The organism is Streptomyces sp. CA-111067, assembly GCF_050956065.1.
GTDB lineage: Bacteria > Actinomycetota > Actinomycetes > Streptomycetales > Streptomycetaceae > Actinacidiphila.
Map to the genome: position 1 here is coordinate 6,762,707 of NZ_CP192103.1, position 17,329 is coordinate 6,780,035.

Below are 17,329 nucleotides of genomic sequence, written 5' to 3' on the forward strand. Positions count from 1 at the left end.
GGTGTCGCTCAGCTCACATTGAGCGCGGTGTCGTCGATGAGGAAGGAGGTCGCGAGGGAGGAGTCCTCGGTGCCGGTGAACTTCAGGGTGACGGTCTGACCTGCGTAGGAGGAGAGGTTCACGCTCCGCTGCACGTAGCCGGTGCCCTTGTTGGCGTTGGAGTAGCTGGCGACGGTGCTGCTGCCGGCCTGGACGGTCAGCTTGTCGTACGCCGTGCTGCTGGTCTCCTGCGAGGAGATGTAGAGGTAGAACGTGAAGCTGGCGCTGGTGCAGGTGGCCGGGATGGTCACCGACTGGGACAGCGTGTCGGTGTGGGTGGTCCCGTAGCCGTCCAGCCACGCCTTGTACGAGCCGGCGTGGGCGGGGGCGTCAGCGCTGTTGTCGATGACGCCGGAGGACTGGGTCCAGCCGGCCGCGCCGCTCTCGAAGCCCGGGTTGGTCAGCACCTGCGCGGCCGTGCAGGTGCCGCCGCCTCCGGAGCTGGTGACCGTCCAGGTGAAGGTCGCGGTGCCCGAGGCGTTGGTGGAGTCCTTGACGGTGGCGGTGACCGTGGAGCTGCCGGTGGCGGTCGGGGTACCGGAGATCAGGCCGCTGGAGGCGTTGACCGCCAGCCCGGCCGGCAGGCCGGTCGCGGAGTAGGTCAGCGCGCCGCCGTTGGTGCTGCTGGCCTGGATCTGCAGGCTCGCGGCGGTGTTCACCTTGGTGGACTGGTTGGCCGGCTGGGTGACGGTGACGCCCGACGGGTTGCTCACCCGGCTGCCGACGCCGATCGCCGCCCAGGTGTTGGCCACCGTGTTGTACGTGGCGCTGCCCGCGCCCCACAGGTCGGCCGCGGCCTGGAGGGACTGGGTGCGGGCCGCCGCGTAGTTGGTGGTGGAGGTGAAGCGCTCGGTCAGCGACTTGTACCAGAGCTTGAGCGCGTTGTCCCGGCCGATGCCGGGCACCGACAGGCCGTCGGCCGTCGGGCTGTTGTAGCTCACGCCGCCGATCACCTTGGCGCCGCTGCCCTCGGACAGCAGGTAGAACAGGTGGTTGGCCGGGCCGGACGAGTAGTGCACGTCGAGGCCGCCGAGGCTGGAGGACCAGTAGTCCTTCGAGCCGCCGTCCTTGCTCGGCTTGTCCATGTAGCGCAGCGGCGAGCCGTCACCGTTGATGTTGATCTTCTCGCCGATGAGGTAGTCGCCCGGGTCGGCCGCGGTGTTGGCGTAGAACTCCACGCCGGTGCCGAAGATGTCGGAGGTGGCCTCGTTCAGGCCGCCTGACTCACCGGAGTAGTTCAGGCCCGCCGTGTTGGAGGTGACGCCGTGGCTCATCTCGTGGCCGGCCACGTCCAGCGCGGTCAGCGGGTGGGTGTTGCCGCTGCCGTCGCCGTACGTCATGCAGAAGCAGGAGTCGTCCCAGAACGCGTTGACGTAGTTGTTGCCGTAGTGCGCCCTGGAGTACGCGCCGACGCCGTCGCCGCGTATGCCGTTGCGGCCGAAGGTGTTCTTGTAGAAGTCCCAGGTCTCCTGGGCGCCGAAGGCCGCGTCCACGCCGGCGGTCTGCGCGGTGGCGCCGTTGCCGTCGCCCCATGTGTCGTCGGCGTCGGTGAACAGCGTGCCGGTGCCGGAGGTGGCGTGGTTCAGGTTGTACGTCTTGTGGCCGCCGCGGGTGCCGTCGGTCAGCGAGTAGGTGGTGCCGGACTTCGTGGTGGTGAGGGTCACCTGCCCGCTGTACTCGCTGTTGCCGACGCCGGTCTCGATGCCCTGGTACTCGAAGAGCTTCGCGCCGGTGCCCGCGTCGGTGATCACGTGCAGCTGGTTCGGGGTGCCGTCGTCCTGGAGGCCGCCGACCACCGCCTCCCAGGCCAGGGTGGGCGTGCCGGCCGCGGCCCAGACCACCTTGCGCGGCTGGCCCACGGCGGCCGGGGACACCGCGCCGTCCGCCTTCGCCCGGGAGATGGCGAACGAGGTCGCCGAGGCGGCGCTCTTGACGGCCGTGGTGCTCGCCACCGTGATGGTGGCGTCGGTCGCCTTGTCGACGCCGGTGGTGGCGCCGGTCGCGTTCTGCGCCACCACGAGGTCGCCGCCGAGTACCGGCAGCCCTTCGTAGGTGCGCTCGTAGCGGGTGTGCGTGCTGCCGTCGGCGTCGGCGGTGACCGACTTGACGACGAGCTTCTCCTTGGCGCCCAGGTGCAGCGACGACGCGGTGGCCGCCGTCTCCGCCCTGGCGGTGGAGACCAGTGCGGCCTGCTGTGCCGGTGTCAGGGAGGCGGGCAGCGCGCCCGCCCTCGGCTGTACGTGGCTGCTGGCCTGTGGCGTCGGGCTGGCTGCCGCCGTGGTGGCCGGCAGGCTCACGGCGAGCATTGCTGCTCCGGCAATCAGCACTCCTGCGGCTGCTGCCGTGCGGGGGGATCGTCGCACTCGTCACTCCTTCTGCGGCGGCCGCGGGTGGCGGCCGGTGACAGGCCGGGCAGGTGGGGATGGTGAACTGCCCGGTTTAGAGCCGGCGTTGCTGGGTGGTGCCGTGCTGTGTTGCTCGGTGTTGCTCGGTGTTGCTGTGGTCCAGCTGTGTTGCGGCTGGGGTCCTGCTGTGGAACGGGGCACAGAGTGGCATCCTTTACCGGTACATGTCATTGCCGTGACCCGAACTTGGCCGAAAGTCGTCCGGTGTACGGAGTCGGCTGTTCGTATAGCGGGCGCGTGTCATCGCCGTGTTGCGGCCGGGAGAAATCTCCGGGCGCCGCAACAGCGGTAAAACGGGACGATGTTCACCGATCGAGCGGGCCGCGCGGCCCGCCGCTCACAGCGCGCGCAGCGGTGACCCGGCCTCGAAGGCCGCGATGTCCTCCACCACATCGGCGAAGAACACCCGGTAGCTCTTGCCGGTCACGTAGCCCATGTGCGGCGACAGCAGGGTGCGCGGCGCGGAGCGCAGCCAGTGGTCGCGCGGCAGCGGCTCGGTGTCGAAGACGTCGAGCGCCACGCCCGCCGGGCGGCCGGACTCCAGCGCGCGGCGCAGCGCGTCCGGGTCGAGCAGGCCGAAGCGCGAGGTGTTCACCAGGTAGCCGTCGGCGCGCATCGCGCTCAACTCCGGCTCGCCGACCAGGCCGCGGCTGCGGTCGCTGAGCACCATGTGCACGGTGACGATCTTCGCGGCGGCGAAGAGTTCCGCCTTGTCCACCCGGCGGGCGCCCTGCTCGGCCGCCCGCTCCTCGGTCAGGTTCGGGCTCCAGGCGATCACGTCCATCCCGAACGCGGCCCCGATCCTGGCCACCCGCGCGCCGAGCCGGCCCAGGCCGAGCACGCCGAGCACCTCGCCGTCCAGGTCCTGCGCCAGGCCGCCCTGCCAGCCGCCGTCCCGCATCCGGGCGTCGTCGGCGGCCACCCCGCGCACCAGGCCCATGATCATCGCCCAGGTCAGCTCCGCGGTGCCGGACGCGTGCGAGCGGGTGCCGCACACCGTCACCCCGTTGTCGGCCGCCGCGGCCAGGTCGATCGCCACGTTCCGCATGCCGGTGGTGACCAGCAGCCGCAGCCGGGGCAGCCGTTCGAGCACCGCGCGCGGGAACGGTGTCCGCTCCCGCATCGCCACCACCACGTCGAACGGTTCGAGCGCGGCGACGAGTTCGGCCTCGCCGGCGATGTGCTCGCCGAAGAACGTGACCTGGGCACCCGGCAGCCGCCCGGCCCAGTCGGCCAGCCCGGCGGCGACCTGCTGGTAGTCGTCAAGCACCGCGACCCGCGTCACCACGCCACCGCCTCCTCGCGCATCGGGCCCGGTCAGGCCCCTGCGGCACCCTACCCGGCCCCGGCCCGTCAGACCAGGCTGTCCCGCCACGCGCGGTGCAGACCCGCGAAGTGCCCGGTGCCCGCGATCAGCTCCGCCGGAGCGCCGTCCTCGATGATCCGGCCGTCCCGCATCACCAGCACCCGGTCGGCGACCTCCACCGTCGACAGCCGGTGCGCCACGATCACCGCGGTACGGCCGCGCAGCACGGTGTGCATGGCGTGCTGGACGGCCCGCTCGCCCGGGATGTCGAGCGACGAGGTGGCCTCGTCCAGGATCAGCACGCCCGGGTCGGCCAGCATGGCGCGGGCGAAGCCGACCAGTTGGCGCTGGCCCGCCGAGATCCGGCCACCGCGCTTGCGGACGTCGGTGTCGTAGCCGTCCGGCAGCGCGGTGATGAACTCGTGCGCGCCGATGGCCTTGGCCGCCGCCTCCACCTCGTCGCGGGTCGCGTCGGGCCGGCCGATGGTGATGTTCTCGGCCACCGTGCCGGAGAACAGGAACGCCTCCTGGGTGACCATCACCACCCCGCGCCGCAGCTCCGCCAGCGACAGGTCGCGCAGCTCGACGCCGTCCAGCAGCACCCGTCCCGCGGTCGGGTCGTAGAACCGGGCCAGCAGCTTGACCAGCGTGGACTTCCCCGCGCCGGTGGCGCCGACCACCGCGACGGTCTGCCCGGCCGGCACCGTCAGGTCGAACGCGGGCAGCACCTCGCCGCCGGTCCGATAGGAGAACCCGACACCGTCGAACACCGCGTCGCGGCCCGGGTGTTCGGCGCTCCGCTCGGGCAGCGGCACCGGGTGCTCCGGCTCCGGCACGGTCGGCGCCTGGGCCAGCAGCCCGGCGATCTTCTCCAGCGACGCGGCGGCCGACTGGTAGGAGTTGAGGAACATCCCGAGCCGGTCGATCGGGTCGAACAGCCGCCGCAGGTACAGCACGAACGCGGCCAGCACGCCGAGCGCCATCCCGCCGCCGGCCACCCGGTAGGCGCCCCACAGCACGATCGCGGCGATCGTGATGTTGGCGATCAGCCGGGAGCCGACCACATAGCGGGCCATCTCCAGGATCGCGTCGCCGTTCGCGCGCTTGTGCCGGTCGTTCAGCTCCTCGAAGGCCGCGTCGTTGGGGTCCTCGCGGCGGAACGCCTTCACCGGCCTGATGCCGTTCATCGTCTCGGTGAACTTCACGATCACCGCGGCGATGGCGGTGGAGCGCTTGCGGTACGCCACCATCGAACGGCGCTGGTAGACCCGGATCGCCCAGTACAGCGGCAGGTACGACACCAGCGTGGCGAGCCCCAGCTCCCAGTCCAGGAACAGCAGCAGCGCGGAGATGTACACCGCGGAGAGCACCACGCCGATCAGCTCCTCCAGGCCGTCGGCGAGCAGTTCGCGCAGCGACTCCACGTCCGAGGTGGCGCGGGAGATCAGCCGGCCGGAGGTGTAGCGCTCGTGGAAGTCCAGGCTCAGCGACTGGGCGTGCCGGAAGATCCGGCCGCGCAGGTCGATCAGCACGTCCTGGCTGATCAGCGCGGCCACCCGGATGAACCAGCGCTGCAGCAGCCCGGAGGCGAGCCCGCAGCCCAGGTAGCCGCAGGCCACCGCGATCAGCGCGCCGTGCCGGCCGTCCCGCACCTGCGGGATCGCCCGGTCGATCGCGTAGGCCACCAGCAGCGGTCCCGCCTGGACGGCGGCCTGCTGGATCAGCAGCAGGACGGTGGCCAGCCAGACCCGCCGGGTGTGCGGGCGCAGCAGCGACCGCAGCAGGGTGAGCTGGGCGTTCTTCGGCGCGGGCAGCAGGTCCTGGTCGAACGGGTCGCCGGGCGTGCCCGGCGGCAACCCGTCCCCGGCCCCGGGTTCGACGACGGGTTCGACGCCGGGTTCGGCGCCCGGTTTCCGGTCCGGCTCGCGCCCGGCGGCCTCCTCGCCGTCGGGCCCGGCCGGGGCACCGCCTGCGGTCTGCTGTGTCGCGGACGTCATCGGGCGTCGCTCCCCTCGGCGAGGTCCAGTTCGTGGTCCAGCTGGTGGGCGATCGCGGAGCCCGAGCGGTCGCCCGGGCCGGCGCCAGGGCCGGAACCCGGGCCGGAATCCGCGTCCGGACGGCGGTCCCGCCCCGGCAGCGCGCCCGCGCCGCGGGCCTCCGCCACCGCCGCGGACTCCTCGTCGCCCGACATCAGGTGCCGGTACTCCGCGCTGTCCCGCAGCAGTTCGGTGTGCGAGCCCACCGCCGTGATCCGTCCGCCGGACATCAGCGCGACCCGGTCGGCGAGCAGCACCGTGGACGGGCGGTGCGCGACGACCAGCGCGGTGGTGTCGGCCAGCACCTCGCGCAGCGCGGCCTCGACCAGCGCCTCGGTGTGCACGTCGAGCGCCGAGAGCGGGTCGTCGAGCACCAGGAACTCCGGCCGGCCGACGACCGCGCGGGCCAGCGCCAGGCGCTGCCGCTGCCCGCCGGAAAGGCTCAGCCCCTGCTCGCCGACCTGGGTGTCGAGGCCGTTCGGCAGTTCGTGCACGAAACCGGCCTGGGCGATCTCCAGCGCGTGCCGCACGTCCTGGTCGCTCGCCCCGCCGGGCCCCGCGCCCATCGCCACGTTCTCCCGCACGCTGGCCGAGAACAGCGTCGGCTCCTCGAAGGCGACCGCGACCAGCTCGCGCAGCCGCCGCACCGGCAGCCGCGCGATGTCCGCGCCGTCCAGGGTGATCCGGCCGCCGGTCGCCTCGTGCAGCCGGGGCAGCAGCGCCGTCAGCGTCGTCTTGCCGCAGCCGGTGGCGCCGACCAGGGCCATCGTCTCGCCCGGTCTGATGTGCAGGTCCACCCCGCACAGCAGCTCGGCGCTGTCGGCGGGCGCGTCGGGATAGCGGAACCGCACGTCCTCCATCCGCAGCCCGTCCCGCCGCGGCTCGGCCGCGGTGCCGCCGACGTCGGGCTCGGCCGCGTCCATCGCCTCGAAGTAGCGGTCGGCCGCGGTCGCCGACTCGTTGCTCATCGCCAGCAGGAAGCCGATCGACTCCACCGGCCAGCGCAGCGCGAGCGCGGTGGACAGGAACGCGACCAGGGTGCCCGCCGACAGCCGGTCGTCGGAGACCTGGAGCACCCCGAGGGTCAGCGCGGCGCCGATCGCCAGCTCGGGCAGCGTCATGATGACCGCCCAGATGTCCGACAGCAGCCGCGCCTTGCGCAGCTCGGTGCCGCGCAGCTGCTGCGCCTTGCCGTGGAAGGCGCGGGCCTGGCTGCGGTGCCGGCCGAACGCCTTGATGATCCGGATGCCGAGCACCGACTCCTCGACCACGGTGGCCAGGTCGCCCGCCTGGTCCTGCGCGGCCCGCGCGGCCAGCGAGTACCGGGTCTCGAAGTACGAGCAGACGATCATCAGCGGCACCGCGGGCAGCAGCAGCACCAGGCCGAGCGTCCAGCTCTGCACGAACAGGATCGCGAAGCCGATCAGCACGGTGGCGCCGTTGACGACCAGGAAGACCAGCGGGAAGGCCAGGAACATCCGCAGGATCTGCAGGTCCATGGTGGCCCTGGACAGCAGCTGCCCCGACGCCCACCGGTCGTGGAAGCCCACCGGCAGCCTTTGCAGATGCCGGTAGAGGTCCGCCCGCATCGCCGCCTCGACCCCGGCGAGCGGCCTGGCCACCATCCAGCGGCGCACCCCGAAGAGCCCCGCCTCCAGCAGCCCGAGCAGCAGCACGAGGCCGCCGCCGAGCCACACCCCTGACGGGTCGCGGTCGGTGACCGGGCCGTCCACCATCCACTTCAGCACCAGCGGGATCAGCAGCGACATGGACGAGGCGATGACGGCGACGAACGCGGACAGCGCGAGCCGCCTGCGCACCGGCACGACATAGGGCCACAGCCGCAGCAGTGACCGGATCACGGACCGGGAGCGGACGGCGGGCGCGGGGTCAGGGGTCGTGGCAGGCATCATCCCTGACACTAAGCGGCACCCCTGACACCCCTCACCTTCTTTTCGGTCACACGGTGAAGCCGCCGTCCACATGGATGACGGCCCCGGTGACGTACGCCGCCGCGCCGGAGGCCACGTGCGCCACCGTCTCGGCGATCTCCGCCGGCTCGCCGTACCGGCCGAGCGCGGTGAAACCGCGGATGGTCTCGGAGAACGGGCCGTCGGCCGGGTTGGCGTCGGTGTCGGTCGGGCCGGGGAGTACGAGGTTGACGGTGATGCCGCGCGGCCCCAGGTCGCGGGCCAGGCCCTTGGTCATGCCGGTCAGCGCGGACTTGGTCAGCGCGTAGAGGGTGAGCCCGGGGAAGACCGTGCGGTCGGCCACCTGGCTGCCGATGCTGATGATCCGGCCGCCGCCGGGCAGTTGGCGGGCGGCAGCGCGGGAGGCCAGGTAAGGACCGCGGACGTTGACCGCGACTGACCGGTCGAACTCGGCCTGGTCCAGCTCCTCCACCGGGCCGGTGACGTAGCGGCCCGCGTTGTTCACCAGGATGTCCAGCCGGCCGAGTTCGGCGACGGTACGGTCCACGGCCGCCGGGAGCGCCACCGGGTCACCGCTGTCCGCCCGAATGGCGAGGGCCCGCCGCCCCATGCCCCTGATCTTGTCGGCCACCGCCGCGGCACTGTCCTCGTCCTCGCGGTAGGTGAGGGCGACATCGGCGCCGCCGGCCGCCAGCCGTAGTGCCACCGCCGCGCCGATACCGCGGCTTCCGCCGGTCACCAGGGCGGTCCTGCCGGAGAATTCGTTCTCGTCCATGGGGGTAATCGTGCGTCTGGGACGGCCCGGGTGCTGGCGTGAATCGGTCGCCGCGCTCGGCCCCCGGGGTCGGCCACCGCGTTCGGTCCGTCCCGACCCGTCTCGCGCTCAGGTGGCGCGCGCCCGGCGCAGATTGCGCACCGCCGGTATCGCCAGCAGCGTGACCGCGATGCCGACGGCCGCCACCGCGCCCGTCCGCAGCACCTCCCGCGCGCCGAACACCGAGGCGGCCGGGCCCGCCAGCGCCTGCCCGACCGGGGTCATCGCGATCGAACCCGCCACCTCGTAGGCGTGGATGCGGTTCAGGATGTCGCCGGGCACCTGGGTCTGCACGCTGGTCGCCCAGTTGACGCCCCAGTACGCCGAGCCCGCGCCCGCCACGAAGACGCACCCCATCATCCCCGGCACCGGCAGGTCGAGCCCGACCGAGGCGGGCAGCAGACCGACCACGAACAGCGCCAAGGTCCCGGCCCGCAGCGGGTGCTCCGCCCTGATCCGCATCGCGCACAGCGCGCCGACCGCGGTGCCCGCGCCCAGCGCGGAGTTCACCAGGCCGTACGCGCCGGCGCCGTGCGCGGGGATGATCAGCGAGGCCGCGAGCGGGGTGAACGGCCCCACCACGCAGATCATGTAGACCATCCACACCACGATCACCGACCACATCCAGGTCCGCGCCCTGAACTCCCGCCAGCCCTCGGCCAGATCGGCCGTGAAGCCGCGCGCTCCCGCGGCCGGCGCCCCGGCCCTGCGCGGCGGCAGCGGCGCCAGGCGCAGCCCGATCAGGCACAGCGCGCTGGTCAGATACGTGGAGGCGTGCACGGCGAAGACCGCGCCCGGCGAGGCGAAGCCGACCAGCAGCCCGGCCACCGCGGGCCCGGTGAGCGCCGCCACCGACTCGGCCGTGCGGGTCACCCCGTTGGCGCCCTGCACGTCGGCCGCCACCCGCGGCACCGTACTGGACACGCCCGGCTGGAACATGGCGGCGGCCGTGCCGTTGACCACCGCGATCACCACGACCTCCCACAGCCGGACGTGGTGGGTGAAGAACAGCACCGCCGCCGTGGACTGGCTCGCCACCCTGACCAGGTCGGCGCCGATCATCATCGCCCGCGCGTTGAAGCGGTCGGCGAACACCCCGCCGAAGATCACCAGGCCGGCGAAGCACGCGGTGGAGGCGGCCATCACCAGGCCGATGTCGGTGGCCGAGTAGCCGTAGCTCAGCAGCCCGGCCGACAGCGCGACCGGCAGCATCGTGTCGCCGAGCATCGCCACCGTACGGGCGGTGAAGTACAGCCGGAAGTTGACCGACCAGAGCCGGTCGGCGCGCGGTGCGGCGGTGCGGGCGGAGTGGCCGGTGCCGGCCGTGCCGCGCGGCGACGGCGACGGTGAGGACGTGGAGCGAGAGGTCACTCAGCCAATATGGACTGGACCAATCCATGCCGTCCAGGGCATGAAGCCGCACGCCAGCAGGGGTGACCGGACTCACCCCGCCGGCGCACCCGCCGGCTCAGCCGCGCAACTCGTCCACCCCGCAGGCCCGGTAGAGCCGGACCGACCGCTCGCCGATCCGTACCGCCTCACCGGCCGGCCGCAGCTCGCCCGGCGGCCCCGACTGGTCCTCCAGCGCCGTGTCGAGCAGCAGCTCGTACGAGGTCGCCCACGGCGGTCCCGGCAGGTGGAAGTCCACCGGTCGGTGGTGGGCGTGCGCGACGAGCAGGAAGCTGTCGTCGAGCAGCGGTTCGCCGCACGCGTCCCGCTCCATGATGTCCCGGCCGGACAGGAACATGCCCAGCGTCGCGGTGGCCGCGAACCAGTCCTCGTCGGTCATCTCGGCGCCGCCGGTGCCGAACCAGGCGAGGTCGCGCAGCCCCTCCGGCGGGTGCGCGAGCCCGGAGAAGAACGCGCCGCGGCGCAGCACCGGATGGGCCCGGCGCAGCGCGATCAGCCGGGCGGTCAGATCGGTCAGGCCCTGCCATCCCGGGTCGCCGAGCAGCGACCAGTCCACCCAACTGGTCGGATTGTCCTGGCAGTACGCGTTGTTGTTGCCGTCCTGGGTGCGGCCCATCTCGTCGCCCGCGACCAGCATCGGCACCCCGGTGGACAGCAGCAGCGTGGAGAGCAGGTTGCGCAGCTGACGGCGGCGCAGCGCCGTCACCTCGGGCCCGGCCTCCTCGTCGCCCTCGGCGCCGCAGTTCCACGAGCGGTTGTCGCCGGTGCCGTCCCGGCCGTCCTCGCCGTTGGGCCCGTTGTGCTTGGCGTTGTAGCTGACCAGGTCGCGCAGAGTGAAGCCGTCGTGCGCCGTGACGAAGTTGACCGAGGCGTACGGCTGCCTGCCGCCCCAGTCGTACAGGTCGCTCGACCCCGACAGCCGGTAGCCGAGGTCGCGCACATCGCCGGTCGCGCCGCGCCAGAAGTCCCGCACGGTGTCCCGGTACTTGTCGTTCCACTCCGTCCACAGCGGCGGGAACGCGCCGACCTGGTAGCCGCCAGAGCCGACGTCCCACGGCTCGGCGATCAGCTTCACCCGGCGCAGCACCGGGTCCTGGGCGATCACCGCGAGGAACGGCGAGAGCATGTCCACGTCGTGCAGCGACCTGGCGAGCGCGGCGGCCAGGTCGAACCGGAAGCCGTCCACGCCCATCTCGGTCACCCAGTAGCGCAGCGAGTCGGTGATCAGCCGGAGCACCTGCGGCTGGATGACGCTGAGGGTGTTGCCGCAGCCGGTGTAGTCGGTGTAGCCGCGCGGATCGGCGCCGAGCCGGTAGTAGCCGCGGTTGTCGATGCCGCGCAGCGACAGCGTGGGACCGCCCTGGCCGCCCTCCGCGGTGTGGTTGTAGACGACGTCGAGGATCACCTCGATGCCGGCCGCGTGCAGCGCGCGCACCATCCGCTTGAACTCGCCGACCTGCTCGCCGCGGGTGCCGGAGGCGCTGTAGCCGGCGTGCGGCGCGAAGTAGCCGATCGAGTTGTAGCCCCAGTAGTTGGTCAGGCCGCGCCGCTCCAGGTGCTCCTCGTTCGCGAACTGGTGCACCGGCAGCAGCTCCACCGCCGTCACCCCGAGCCGGGTCAGATGCGCGATCGCCGCCGGGTGCGCGAGCCCCGCATACGTGCCGCGCAGCTCGGGCGGTATGCCGGGGTGGGCACGGGTGAAGCCGCGGACGTGCAGCTCGTAGATCACCGAGTCCGACCACGGGGTCTTCGGCCGGTGGTCGTCCTCCCAGTCGTCGTCGTCCGCCACGACCACGCCCTTGGGGACGAACGGGGCCGAGTCGCGGTTGTCGCGCACGGTGTCGGCCACCGCCTGCTCGGGCCACTGCCGCACGTGCCCGTACACCTCGGGGACCATCGTGAAGCCGCCGTCCACCGCCCGCGCGTACGGGTCGAGGAGCAGCTTGGCCGGGTTCCAGCGGGCGCCGGTCCACGGGTCCCAGCGGCCGCCGACCCGGTAGCCGTAGCGCCGGCCGGGCAGCACGCCGGGCACGAAGCCGTGCCACACCTGGTGGGTCAGCTCGGTCAGCGGCGCCCGGGTCTCGGTGCCGTCCTCGTCGAACAGGCACAGCTCGACGGATTCGGCGCCGCCGGCCCACAGCGCGAAGTTCGTGCCCGGCCGCCCGTCGGGCCCGCGATGAAACCGGGCCCCCAGCGGCTGCGCCGCGCCCGGCCACACGGTGGCCGTCCTGGGGGGCGCCACCTCCGGGCTGGTCCGCGGTGCGGGCGGCACGCCGGGCCCGACGAGCAGTGCCGTCTCGGCGGCGCCGGCCGGCTCCGGGCCCCGCTCCGGCTCCGGGGCCGCCGCCGGCATGGCGTACTCGCGTGTTTCGGACACGTCTGTGCCTCCCGCGGCTCGACCCGGCCTCGGCGCCGCCCGGTGTCCCATACCGGCGGCGGCCGTGTCCACTGCCTCATTCTTTCCCACCCGGAGGTGCCGAGTCACCCGAATGATCTCCGTCATCCGCCGCGGACTGCGCGTTTCCCGGGACCGGGTGCCTCGTTGACGGTTCGTGACGACATCGGTGAGGCGCGCGCTGCGCGCGGGCGCGGCGGCGGTACTGGGTGTGGCGTTGATCGCCGGCTGCGGGTCGGGCGGCGGCTCCGGCGGGACGGGCGACGCCAAGGCGACGGCCGCGGCCGACCGGGTCTCGCAGGCGGCGATCGCCGTCACCCCGGGCGACGGGGCCAAGGACGTACCGGCCACCGGGCCGGTCTCGGTCGCCGTGAAACAGGGCACGCTGACCCAGGTCGTCGCCAAGGCCGCCGACGGCACCCCCGTACCGGGCGGGATGTCCGCCGACCGGACCAGCTGGCACCCCAACGGGCGACTCGCGCTCTCCACCCGGTACACGGTGGACGCCTACGCGGTGGACGGCGACGGCCGGCAGGCCGCCAAGCACGCGGCCTTCACCACGCTGGTGCCGCAGCACGCGTTCATCGGCTTCTACGAGCCGGAGAACGGCGACACCGTCGGCACCGGCATGATCGTCTCGCTGCGGTTCAACCGGCCGATCGCCGACCGGGCCGCCGTCGAGCGCGCGGTCGCCGTCACCGCGCGGCCCGCCGTCCGGGTCCTCGGCCACTGGTTCGGCAGCCAGCGGCTCGACCTGCGCCCGCAGGACTACTGGAAGCCGGGCACCGAGGTCACCCTCGCGCTGCGGCTGCGCGACGTCGAGGGCGCGCCCGGCGTCTACGGCACCCAGTCCAAGGACGTGCACTTCACCATCGGCCGCGACCAGCGCTCCACGGTGGACGCCGATGCCCACACCATGACCGTCCGCCGCGGCGGCGATGTGCTGCGCACGCTGCCGGTGTCGGCCGGCGCCCCGGCGCACACCACGTACGGCGGCGTGATGGTGATCGCCGAGAAGCTGGCCATCACCAGGATGGACGGCAGCACCGTCGGCTTCGGCGGCGAGTACGACATCCCCGACGTGCCGCACGCGATGCGGCTGACCGACTCCGGCACGTTCGTCCACGGCAACTACTGGGGCGCGCCCGGGGTCTTCGGCAACATCAACACCAGCCACGGCTGCATCGGCCTGCAGGACGTCAAGGGCGGCGGCACGGACACCCCGGCGGGCTGGTTCTTCACCCACTCGCTGGTCGGCGACCCGATCCGGGTCGTCAACTCGCACGACCGCACGGTGGCGGCCGACAACGGGATGAGCGGCTGGAACCTGAGCTGGCAGCAGTGGACGGCGGGTTCGGCGCTGCGCTGAGACGCTGCGCTGAGACGGGGTTCCGAGCAGGCGGGCCGGTGGCGGACCCGTGGTGGTCCGGCCGGTCCGTCGTACGCTCGCCTGCATGACTGTGACCTTCGAAGTCGGCAATGGCGTCGGCGTCGTCCGGCTGGACCGGCCCCCGATGAACGCCCTGGACAGCGGCATGCAGGACCGGCTGCACGAGATCGCCCTCGACGCGGCACGGCGGCCCGACGTGCGGGCGGTGCTGGTGTGGGGCGGCGAGAAGGTGTTCGCGGCGGGCGCGGACATCAAGGAGATGCAGGCCATGTCGTACGAGGACATGGCGCTGCGGTCCGGCGCGCTGCAGGACGCCTTCACCGCCGTGGCCCGGATCCCCAAGCCGGTGGTGGCCGCGGTGACCGGCTACGCGCTGGGCGGCGGCTGCGAGTTGGCGCTGTGCGCCGACGTGCGGATCGCCGCGGAGGACGCCAGGCTCGGCCAGCCGGAGATCCTGCTCGGCCTGATCCCGGGGGCCGGCGGCACCCAGCGGCTGGCCCGGCTGATCGGCCCCTCGCGGGCCAAGGACCTGATCTTCACCGGCCGGATGGTGAAGGCGCAGGAGGCGCTGGCCATCGGCCTGGTGGACCAGGTGGTGCCGGCCGCCGAGGTCTACGAGTGCGCGCACGAGTGGGCGAGCCGGCTGGCCCGCGGCCCGGCGCTGGCGCTGCGGGCCGCGAAGGAGGCGGTCGACACCGGTCTCGACACCGACCTGACGACCGGTCTCGCCGTCGAACGCGGCCTGTTCGCCGGGCTGTTCGCGACCGCGGACCGGGAGACCGGCATGCGCAGCTTCGTCGAGGACGGGCCGGGGAAGGCGGATTTCGGCTGAACGGGTGACGGCGGTCGCAGGGGTGAGATCTGTACGAAATCCGTACACCTGATCGACTTTGGGACCCCTTCCGGGGGGCCGCCACCTTAAGACAGCCTTATGGCAACCTTAAGCGTTTCGGCCCCGCCATCAATCGCCGGGAAAGTTGGCTTTGTCAACTCCCCTGGCAGGGAAGGGTGTTGGGTATTCACTTTTGCCAGCTGCATATGCCAGGATCTCCGCGGTGAATGGCTGATCCTGTGTCATCAATTCCCGGGGTTGCCCTGCGGGGACCGGCGGGTGCAGCCATCATGAAGTCATGGCGGACCGGGCAGGATCGGAGCAGCCGCAGCGGGTGGCGCCCGCCGCGGGCGCGCAGCCCGTTCTCGCCGCGGACACCGCCGACGCCGTACTTGATCTGCTGGCCGACCCGTCCGCCGGTGAGGTCCATCTGACCTCCCGTCCGGAGTCCGCCTCCACCGCCCGCCGGCTGTCGCTGTCGGTGGTCAGGAAATGGTCGCTGCCGCAGTACGCCGACACCGTGGAGCTGCTGGTGTCGGAGCTGGTCGGAAACGCCGTACGGCACACCGGCGCCCGGACGTTCGGACTGCGGATGCAGCGGCGCCGCGGCTGGATCCGGGTGGAGGTGCGCGACCCCTCGCGCGCGCTGCCCTGCCTGCTGCCGGTGCGCGATCTCGACATCAGCGGGCGCGGGCTCTTCCTGGTGGACAAGCTGTCCGACCGCTGGGGCGTCGATCTGCAGCCGCGCGGCAAGACGACCTGGTTCGAGCTGCGGGTCTCCGAGCGCTGAGGCTCCCGGCTCCGCCGGCGTGCCGGGGAAAGTGAAGAGGCCCCGCGCGTCGTTGTGCGACAGCTGCAAGGGCCTCTTCTGAACCGCCGCGAAGCAGGGGGGGTGTGGTCCGCGGCGTCTGTGGAACGGCCGAGCCCGGGTCGTGGGGGCCGTTGAGAAGACTCTGACACGGGGCCGCGACAGGGTCAAATACCTATAGCGGATCTATGGTGCAATTCCCCCATATCGATGATCAATGTAAGGGTGATGTGCACCACTGACCTAATAAACAATGGCTAAGTGGTCTCATGATCTTCTAATATGGCACTTACGGTCGAGGTTGCAGGTCGGACCCCCGGGCTGTCCCCCAGGGGACGAGTGGGGGTAGCCCCCATGCGTAATGGGGGACACACCGGATGGGTCGGGGTGCGGCAGTGCGGAAGAGTCGGGGTCAGCGGAAGGCGCACCCCAGCGGCCGTCCCGGACAGGGGAGTTGACGAGATGGCCGGCAAGGCGACGAGCTCGTTCGTGAAGTTCGTGGTCTTCGGCGGCGGCGTGACGCTGCTGGCCAGCGGGGCGCTGCTGCTGATCGGCGACCGGGTGCCGGTGGTGCTGGCCAACGCGGTGCTCACCATCGCCTCCACCGTGCTCGCCACCGAACTGCACAGCCGGTTCACCTTCGGGCGCGGCCCGGCCGGCTGGAGCGGCCACTGCGCCTCCGGGCTCACCGTCCTGATGTCGTACCTCTTCACCACCGGCGCGCTGCTCGCCTTCGACGAGCTGCACCCGGGCGGCGGGCCACTGCTGCGGCAGGGCGTGTACCTGGCGGCCTCCGGCCTGGCCGGGATCGGCCGGTTCCTGCTGCTGCGGCTGGTGGTCTTCTCCACCCGCCGCACCGCCGGGGTGCCGCGGCTGGCCAGGGAGGCCGTGGCGGTGGCGGCCTGATCACCGGGATCTGATCGTCAGCAGGGGCCTCTCGGGCAGATAAACGGAAGGCTGGTTGTTCCCCCTTCCAGCCCACGCCGACGGCGTGCCGCTCAGACCGTTCGAGGAGTATGGGTCTTATGACGAAGTCGATCACCTTCAGCGAGTACGGCGCCGCGGACGTCCTGCACATCCAGGATGTCGACCTGCCCGAGCCCGGCCCCGGCCAGCTGCGGATCAAGGTGCGTGCCGCGGGCGTCAACCCGTTGGACACCAAGATCCGGGAGGGCGTCATGAAGCAGGTCTTCCCGGTGCGGTTCCCGAGCGTGCCCGGGGTCGAGGGCGCCGGGGTGATCGAGGCGGTCGGCGACGGTGTCGAGGGCCTGGTGGCCGGCGACGAGGTTTTCGGCCATCTGAACACCGGCGGATACGCCGAGCAGGCCGTCGCCGAGGCCGCCAAGGTGACCCTCAAGCCGGACACCCTCAGCTGGGAGCAGGCCGCCGCGCTGCCGGTGGCCGCCGAGACCTCCTACCGGGCCCTCGAACTCCTCGGCCTGCGGCCCGGTGAGACGCTGCTCGTGCACGCTGCGGCCGGCGGCGTCGGCACCATCGCCGTCCAGGTCGCCGTGGCCCGCGGACTGCGGGTGATCGGCACCGCGAGCGAGTCCAACCACGAGCACCTGCGGGCGCTCGGCGTCACCCCGGTGACCTACGGCGACGGCCTCGTCGAGCGGGTGCGGGCGGTCGCCCCCGACGGGGTGGACGCGGCGCTCGACGCGGCCGGGCGGGGCGGCGAGATCGCCGCCTCGGTCGAACTGACCGGCGGCACCGACCGGGTGGTGACCATCGCCGACGCGGTGGGCGCCGGCAAGGCCGGCGTGCGCTTCACCTCCGGCAGCGGCGCGGAGTACCGCGGGGTGCCCGCGTTCGAGGAGGCCCTCGCGCTGTTCGCGGCCGGCAAGCTGGAGATCCCGATCCACCGGGCCTACCCGCTGGAGGAAGCGGCGGCGGCGCAGGACGCCAGCGCCGGCGGCCACCTGACCGGAAAGATCGTCATCACCGTCTGACCGGACGGGAG

The 17,329-nt window shown here is 72.5% G+C and carries 12 protein-coding genes; 5 read left to right on the plus strand and 7 right to left on the minus strand.

The window, feature by feature from the left end; all coding sequences use genetic code 11:
* Window positions 1-8 precede the first annotated feature (8 nt).
* The 7 genes from ACQPW6_RS30005 to glgX form a co-directional block, all read right to left on the minus strand.
* Window positions 9-2,345 carry a M4 family metallopeptidase gene (locus ACQPW6_RS30005; protein WP_433892829.1) on the minus strand — a complete coding sequence of 779 codons (2,337 nt, stop codon included), beginning with the start codon at window positions 2,343-2,345 and terminating at the stop codon, window positions 9-11.
* A gap of 436 nt (window positions 2,346-2,781) precedes the next feature.
* Entirely contained in the window at window positions 2,782-3,732 is a 951-nt protein-coding gene (locus ACQPW6_RS30010) for a D-2-hydroxyacid dehydrogenase family protein (RefSeq protein ID WP_433892830.1), read from the minus strand.
* 65 nt (window positions 3,733-3,797) lie between these two features.
* Window positions 3,798-5,747, minus strand: coding sequence for an ABC transporter ATP-binding protein (locus tag ACQPW6_RS30015; protein WP_433892831.1), 1,950 nt, complete (start codon window positions 5,745-5,747; stop codon window positions 3,798-3,800).
* Window positions 5,744-7,696, minus strand: a complete 1,953-nt coding sequence (locus tag ACQPW6_RS30020) for an ABC transporter ATP-binding protein (protein ID WP_433892832.1) — start codon at window positions 7,694-7,696, stop codon at window positions 5,744-5,746. The genes ACQPW6_RS30015 and ACQPW6_RS30020 overlap by 4 nt, the downstream gene beginning before the upstream one ends.
* A gap of 49 nt (window positions 7,697-7,745) precedes the next feature.
* A complete protein-coding gene (locus tag ACQPW6_RS30025; protein WP_433892833.1) occupies window positions 7,746-8,492 on the minus strand; it encodes an SDR family NAD(P)-dependent oxidoreductase in 747 nt (248 codons plus the stop codon).
* Between the two features lie 108 nt (window positions 8,493-8,600).
* Window positions 8,601-9,902 (minus strand): MFS transporter, encoded by a 1,302-nt coding sequence (locus ACQPW6_RS30030; protein ID WP_433892834.1) that lies wholly within the window; start codon window positions 9,900-9,902, stop codon window positions 8,601-8,603.
* 97 nt (window positions 9,903-9,999) lie between these two features.
* Window positions 10,000-12,294, minus strand: coding sequence for a glycogen debranching protein GlgX (gene glgX, locus ACQPW6_RS30035; protein ID WP_433894705.1), 2,295 nt, complete (start codon window positions 12,292-12,294; stop codon window positions 10,000-10,002).
* Between the two features lie 199 nt (window positions 12,295-12,493).
* On the opposite strand from glgX, the gene ACQPW6_RS30040 reads away from it, so the two are divergent.
* From ACQPW6_RS30040 to ACQPW6_RS30060, 5 genes are all read left to right on the plus strand, one after another.
* Complete coding sequence (locus tag ACQPW6_RS30040) at window positions 12,494-13,705, plus strand: L,D-transpeptidase (protein WP_433892835.1); 1,212 nt, start codon at window positions 12,494-12,496, stop codon at window positions 13,703-13,705.
* Window positions 13,706-13,790: 85 nt separating this feature from the next.
* Complete coding sequence (locus tag ACQPW6_RS30045) at window positions 13,791-14,558, plus strand: enoyl-CoA hydratase/isomerase family protein (RefSeq protein ID WP_433892836.1); 768 nt, start codon at window positions 13,791-13,793, stop codon at window positions 14,556-14,558.
* A 298-nt stretch (window positions 14,559-14,856) separates the two neighbouring features.
* Entirely contained in the window at window positions 14,857-15,348 is a 492-nt protein-coding gene (locus tag ACQPW6_RS30050) for an ATP-binding protein (RefSeq protein ID WP_433892837.1), read from the plus strand.
* A gap of 480 nt (window positions 15,349-15,828) precedes the next feature.
* Window positions 15,829-16,272, plus strand: a complete 444-nt coding sequence (locus ACQPW6_RS30055) for a hypothetical protein (RefSeq protein ID WP_433892838.1) — start codon at window positions 15,829-15,831, stop codon at window positions 16,270-16,272.
* Between the two features lie 119 nt (window positions 16,273-16,391).
* Window positions 16,392-17,318, plus strand: coding sequence for an NADP-dependent oxidoreductase (locus ACQPW6_RS30060; protein ID WP_433892839.1), 927 nt, complete (start codon window positions 16,392-16,394; stop codon window positions 17,316-17,318).
* Window positions 17,319-17,329: the final 11 nt, after the last annotated feature.

Excerpts from the sequence above, each read along its gene's own strand:
- ACQPW6_RS30005 (WP_433892829.1), bottom strand. The coding sequence starts at position 2,345 with ATGCTCGCCGTGAGCCTGCCGGCCACCACGGCGGCAGCCAGCCCGACG.
- ACQPW6_RS30015 (WP_433892831.1), bottom strand. The coding sequence starts at position 5,747 with ATGACGTCCGCGACACAGCAGACCGCAGGCGGTGCCCCGGCCGGGCCC.
- ACQPW6_RS30020 (WP_433892832.1), bottom strand. The coding sequence starts at position 7,696 with ATGCCTGCCACGACCCCTGACCCCGCGCCCGCCGTCCGCTCCCGGTCC.
- ACQPW6_RS30025 (WP_433892833.1), bottom strand. The coding sequence starts at position 8,492 with ATGGACGAGAACGAATTCTCCGGCAGGACCGCCCTGGTGACCGGCGGA.
- glgX (WP_433894705.1), bottom strand. The coding sequence starts at position 12,294 with ATGCCGGCGGCGGCCCCGGAGCCGGAGCGGGGCCCGGAGCCGGCCGGC.
- ACQPW6_RS30045 (WP_433892836.1), top strand. The coding sequence starts at position 13,791 with ATGACTGTGACCTTCGAAGTCGGCAATGGCGTCGGCGTCGTCCGGCTG.
- ACQPW6_RS30050 (WP_433892837.1), top strand. The coding sequence starts at position 14,857 with ATGGCGGACCGGGCAGGATCGGAGCAGCCGCAGCGGGTGGCGCCCGCC.
- ACQPW6_RS30055 (WP_433892838.1), top strand. The coding sequence starts at position 15,829 with ATGGCCGGCAAGGCGACGAGCTCGTTCGTGAAGTTCGTGGTCTTCGGC.
- ACQPW6_RS30060 (WP_433892839.1), top strand. The coding sequence starts at position 16,392 with ATGACGAAGTCGATCACCTTCAGCGAGTACGGCGCCGCGGACGTCCTG.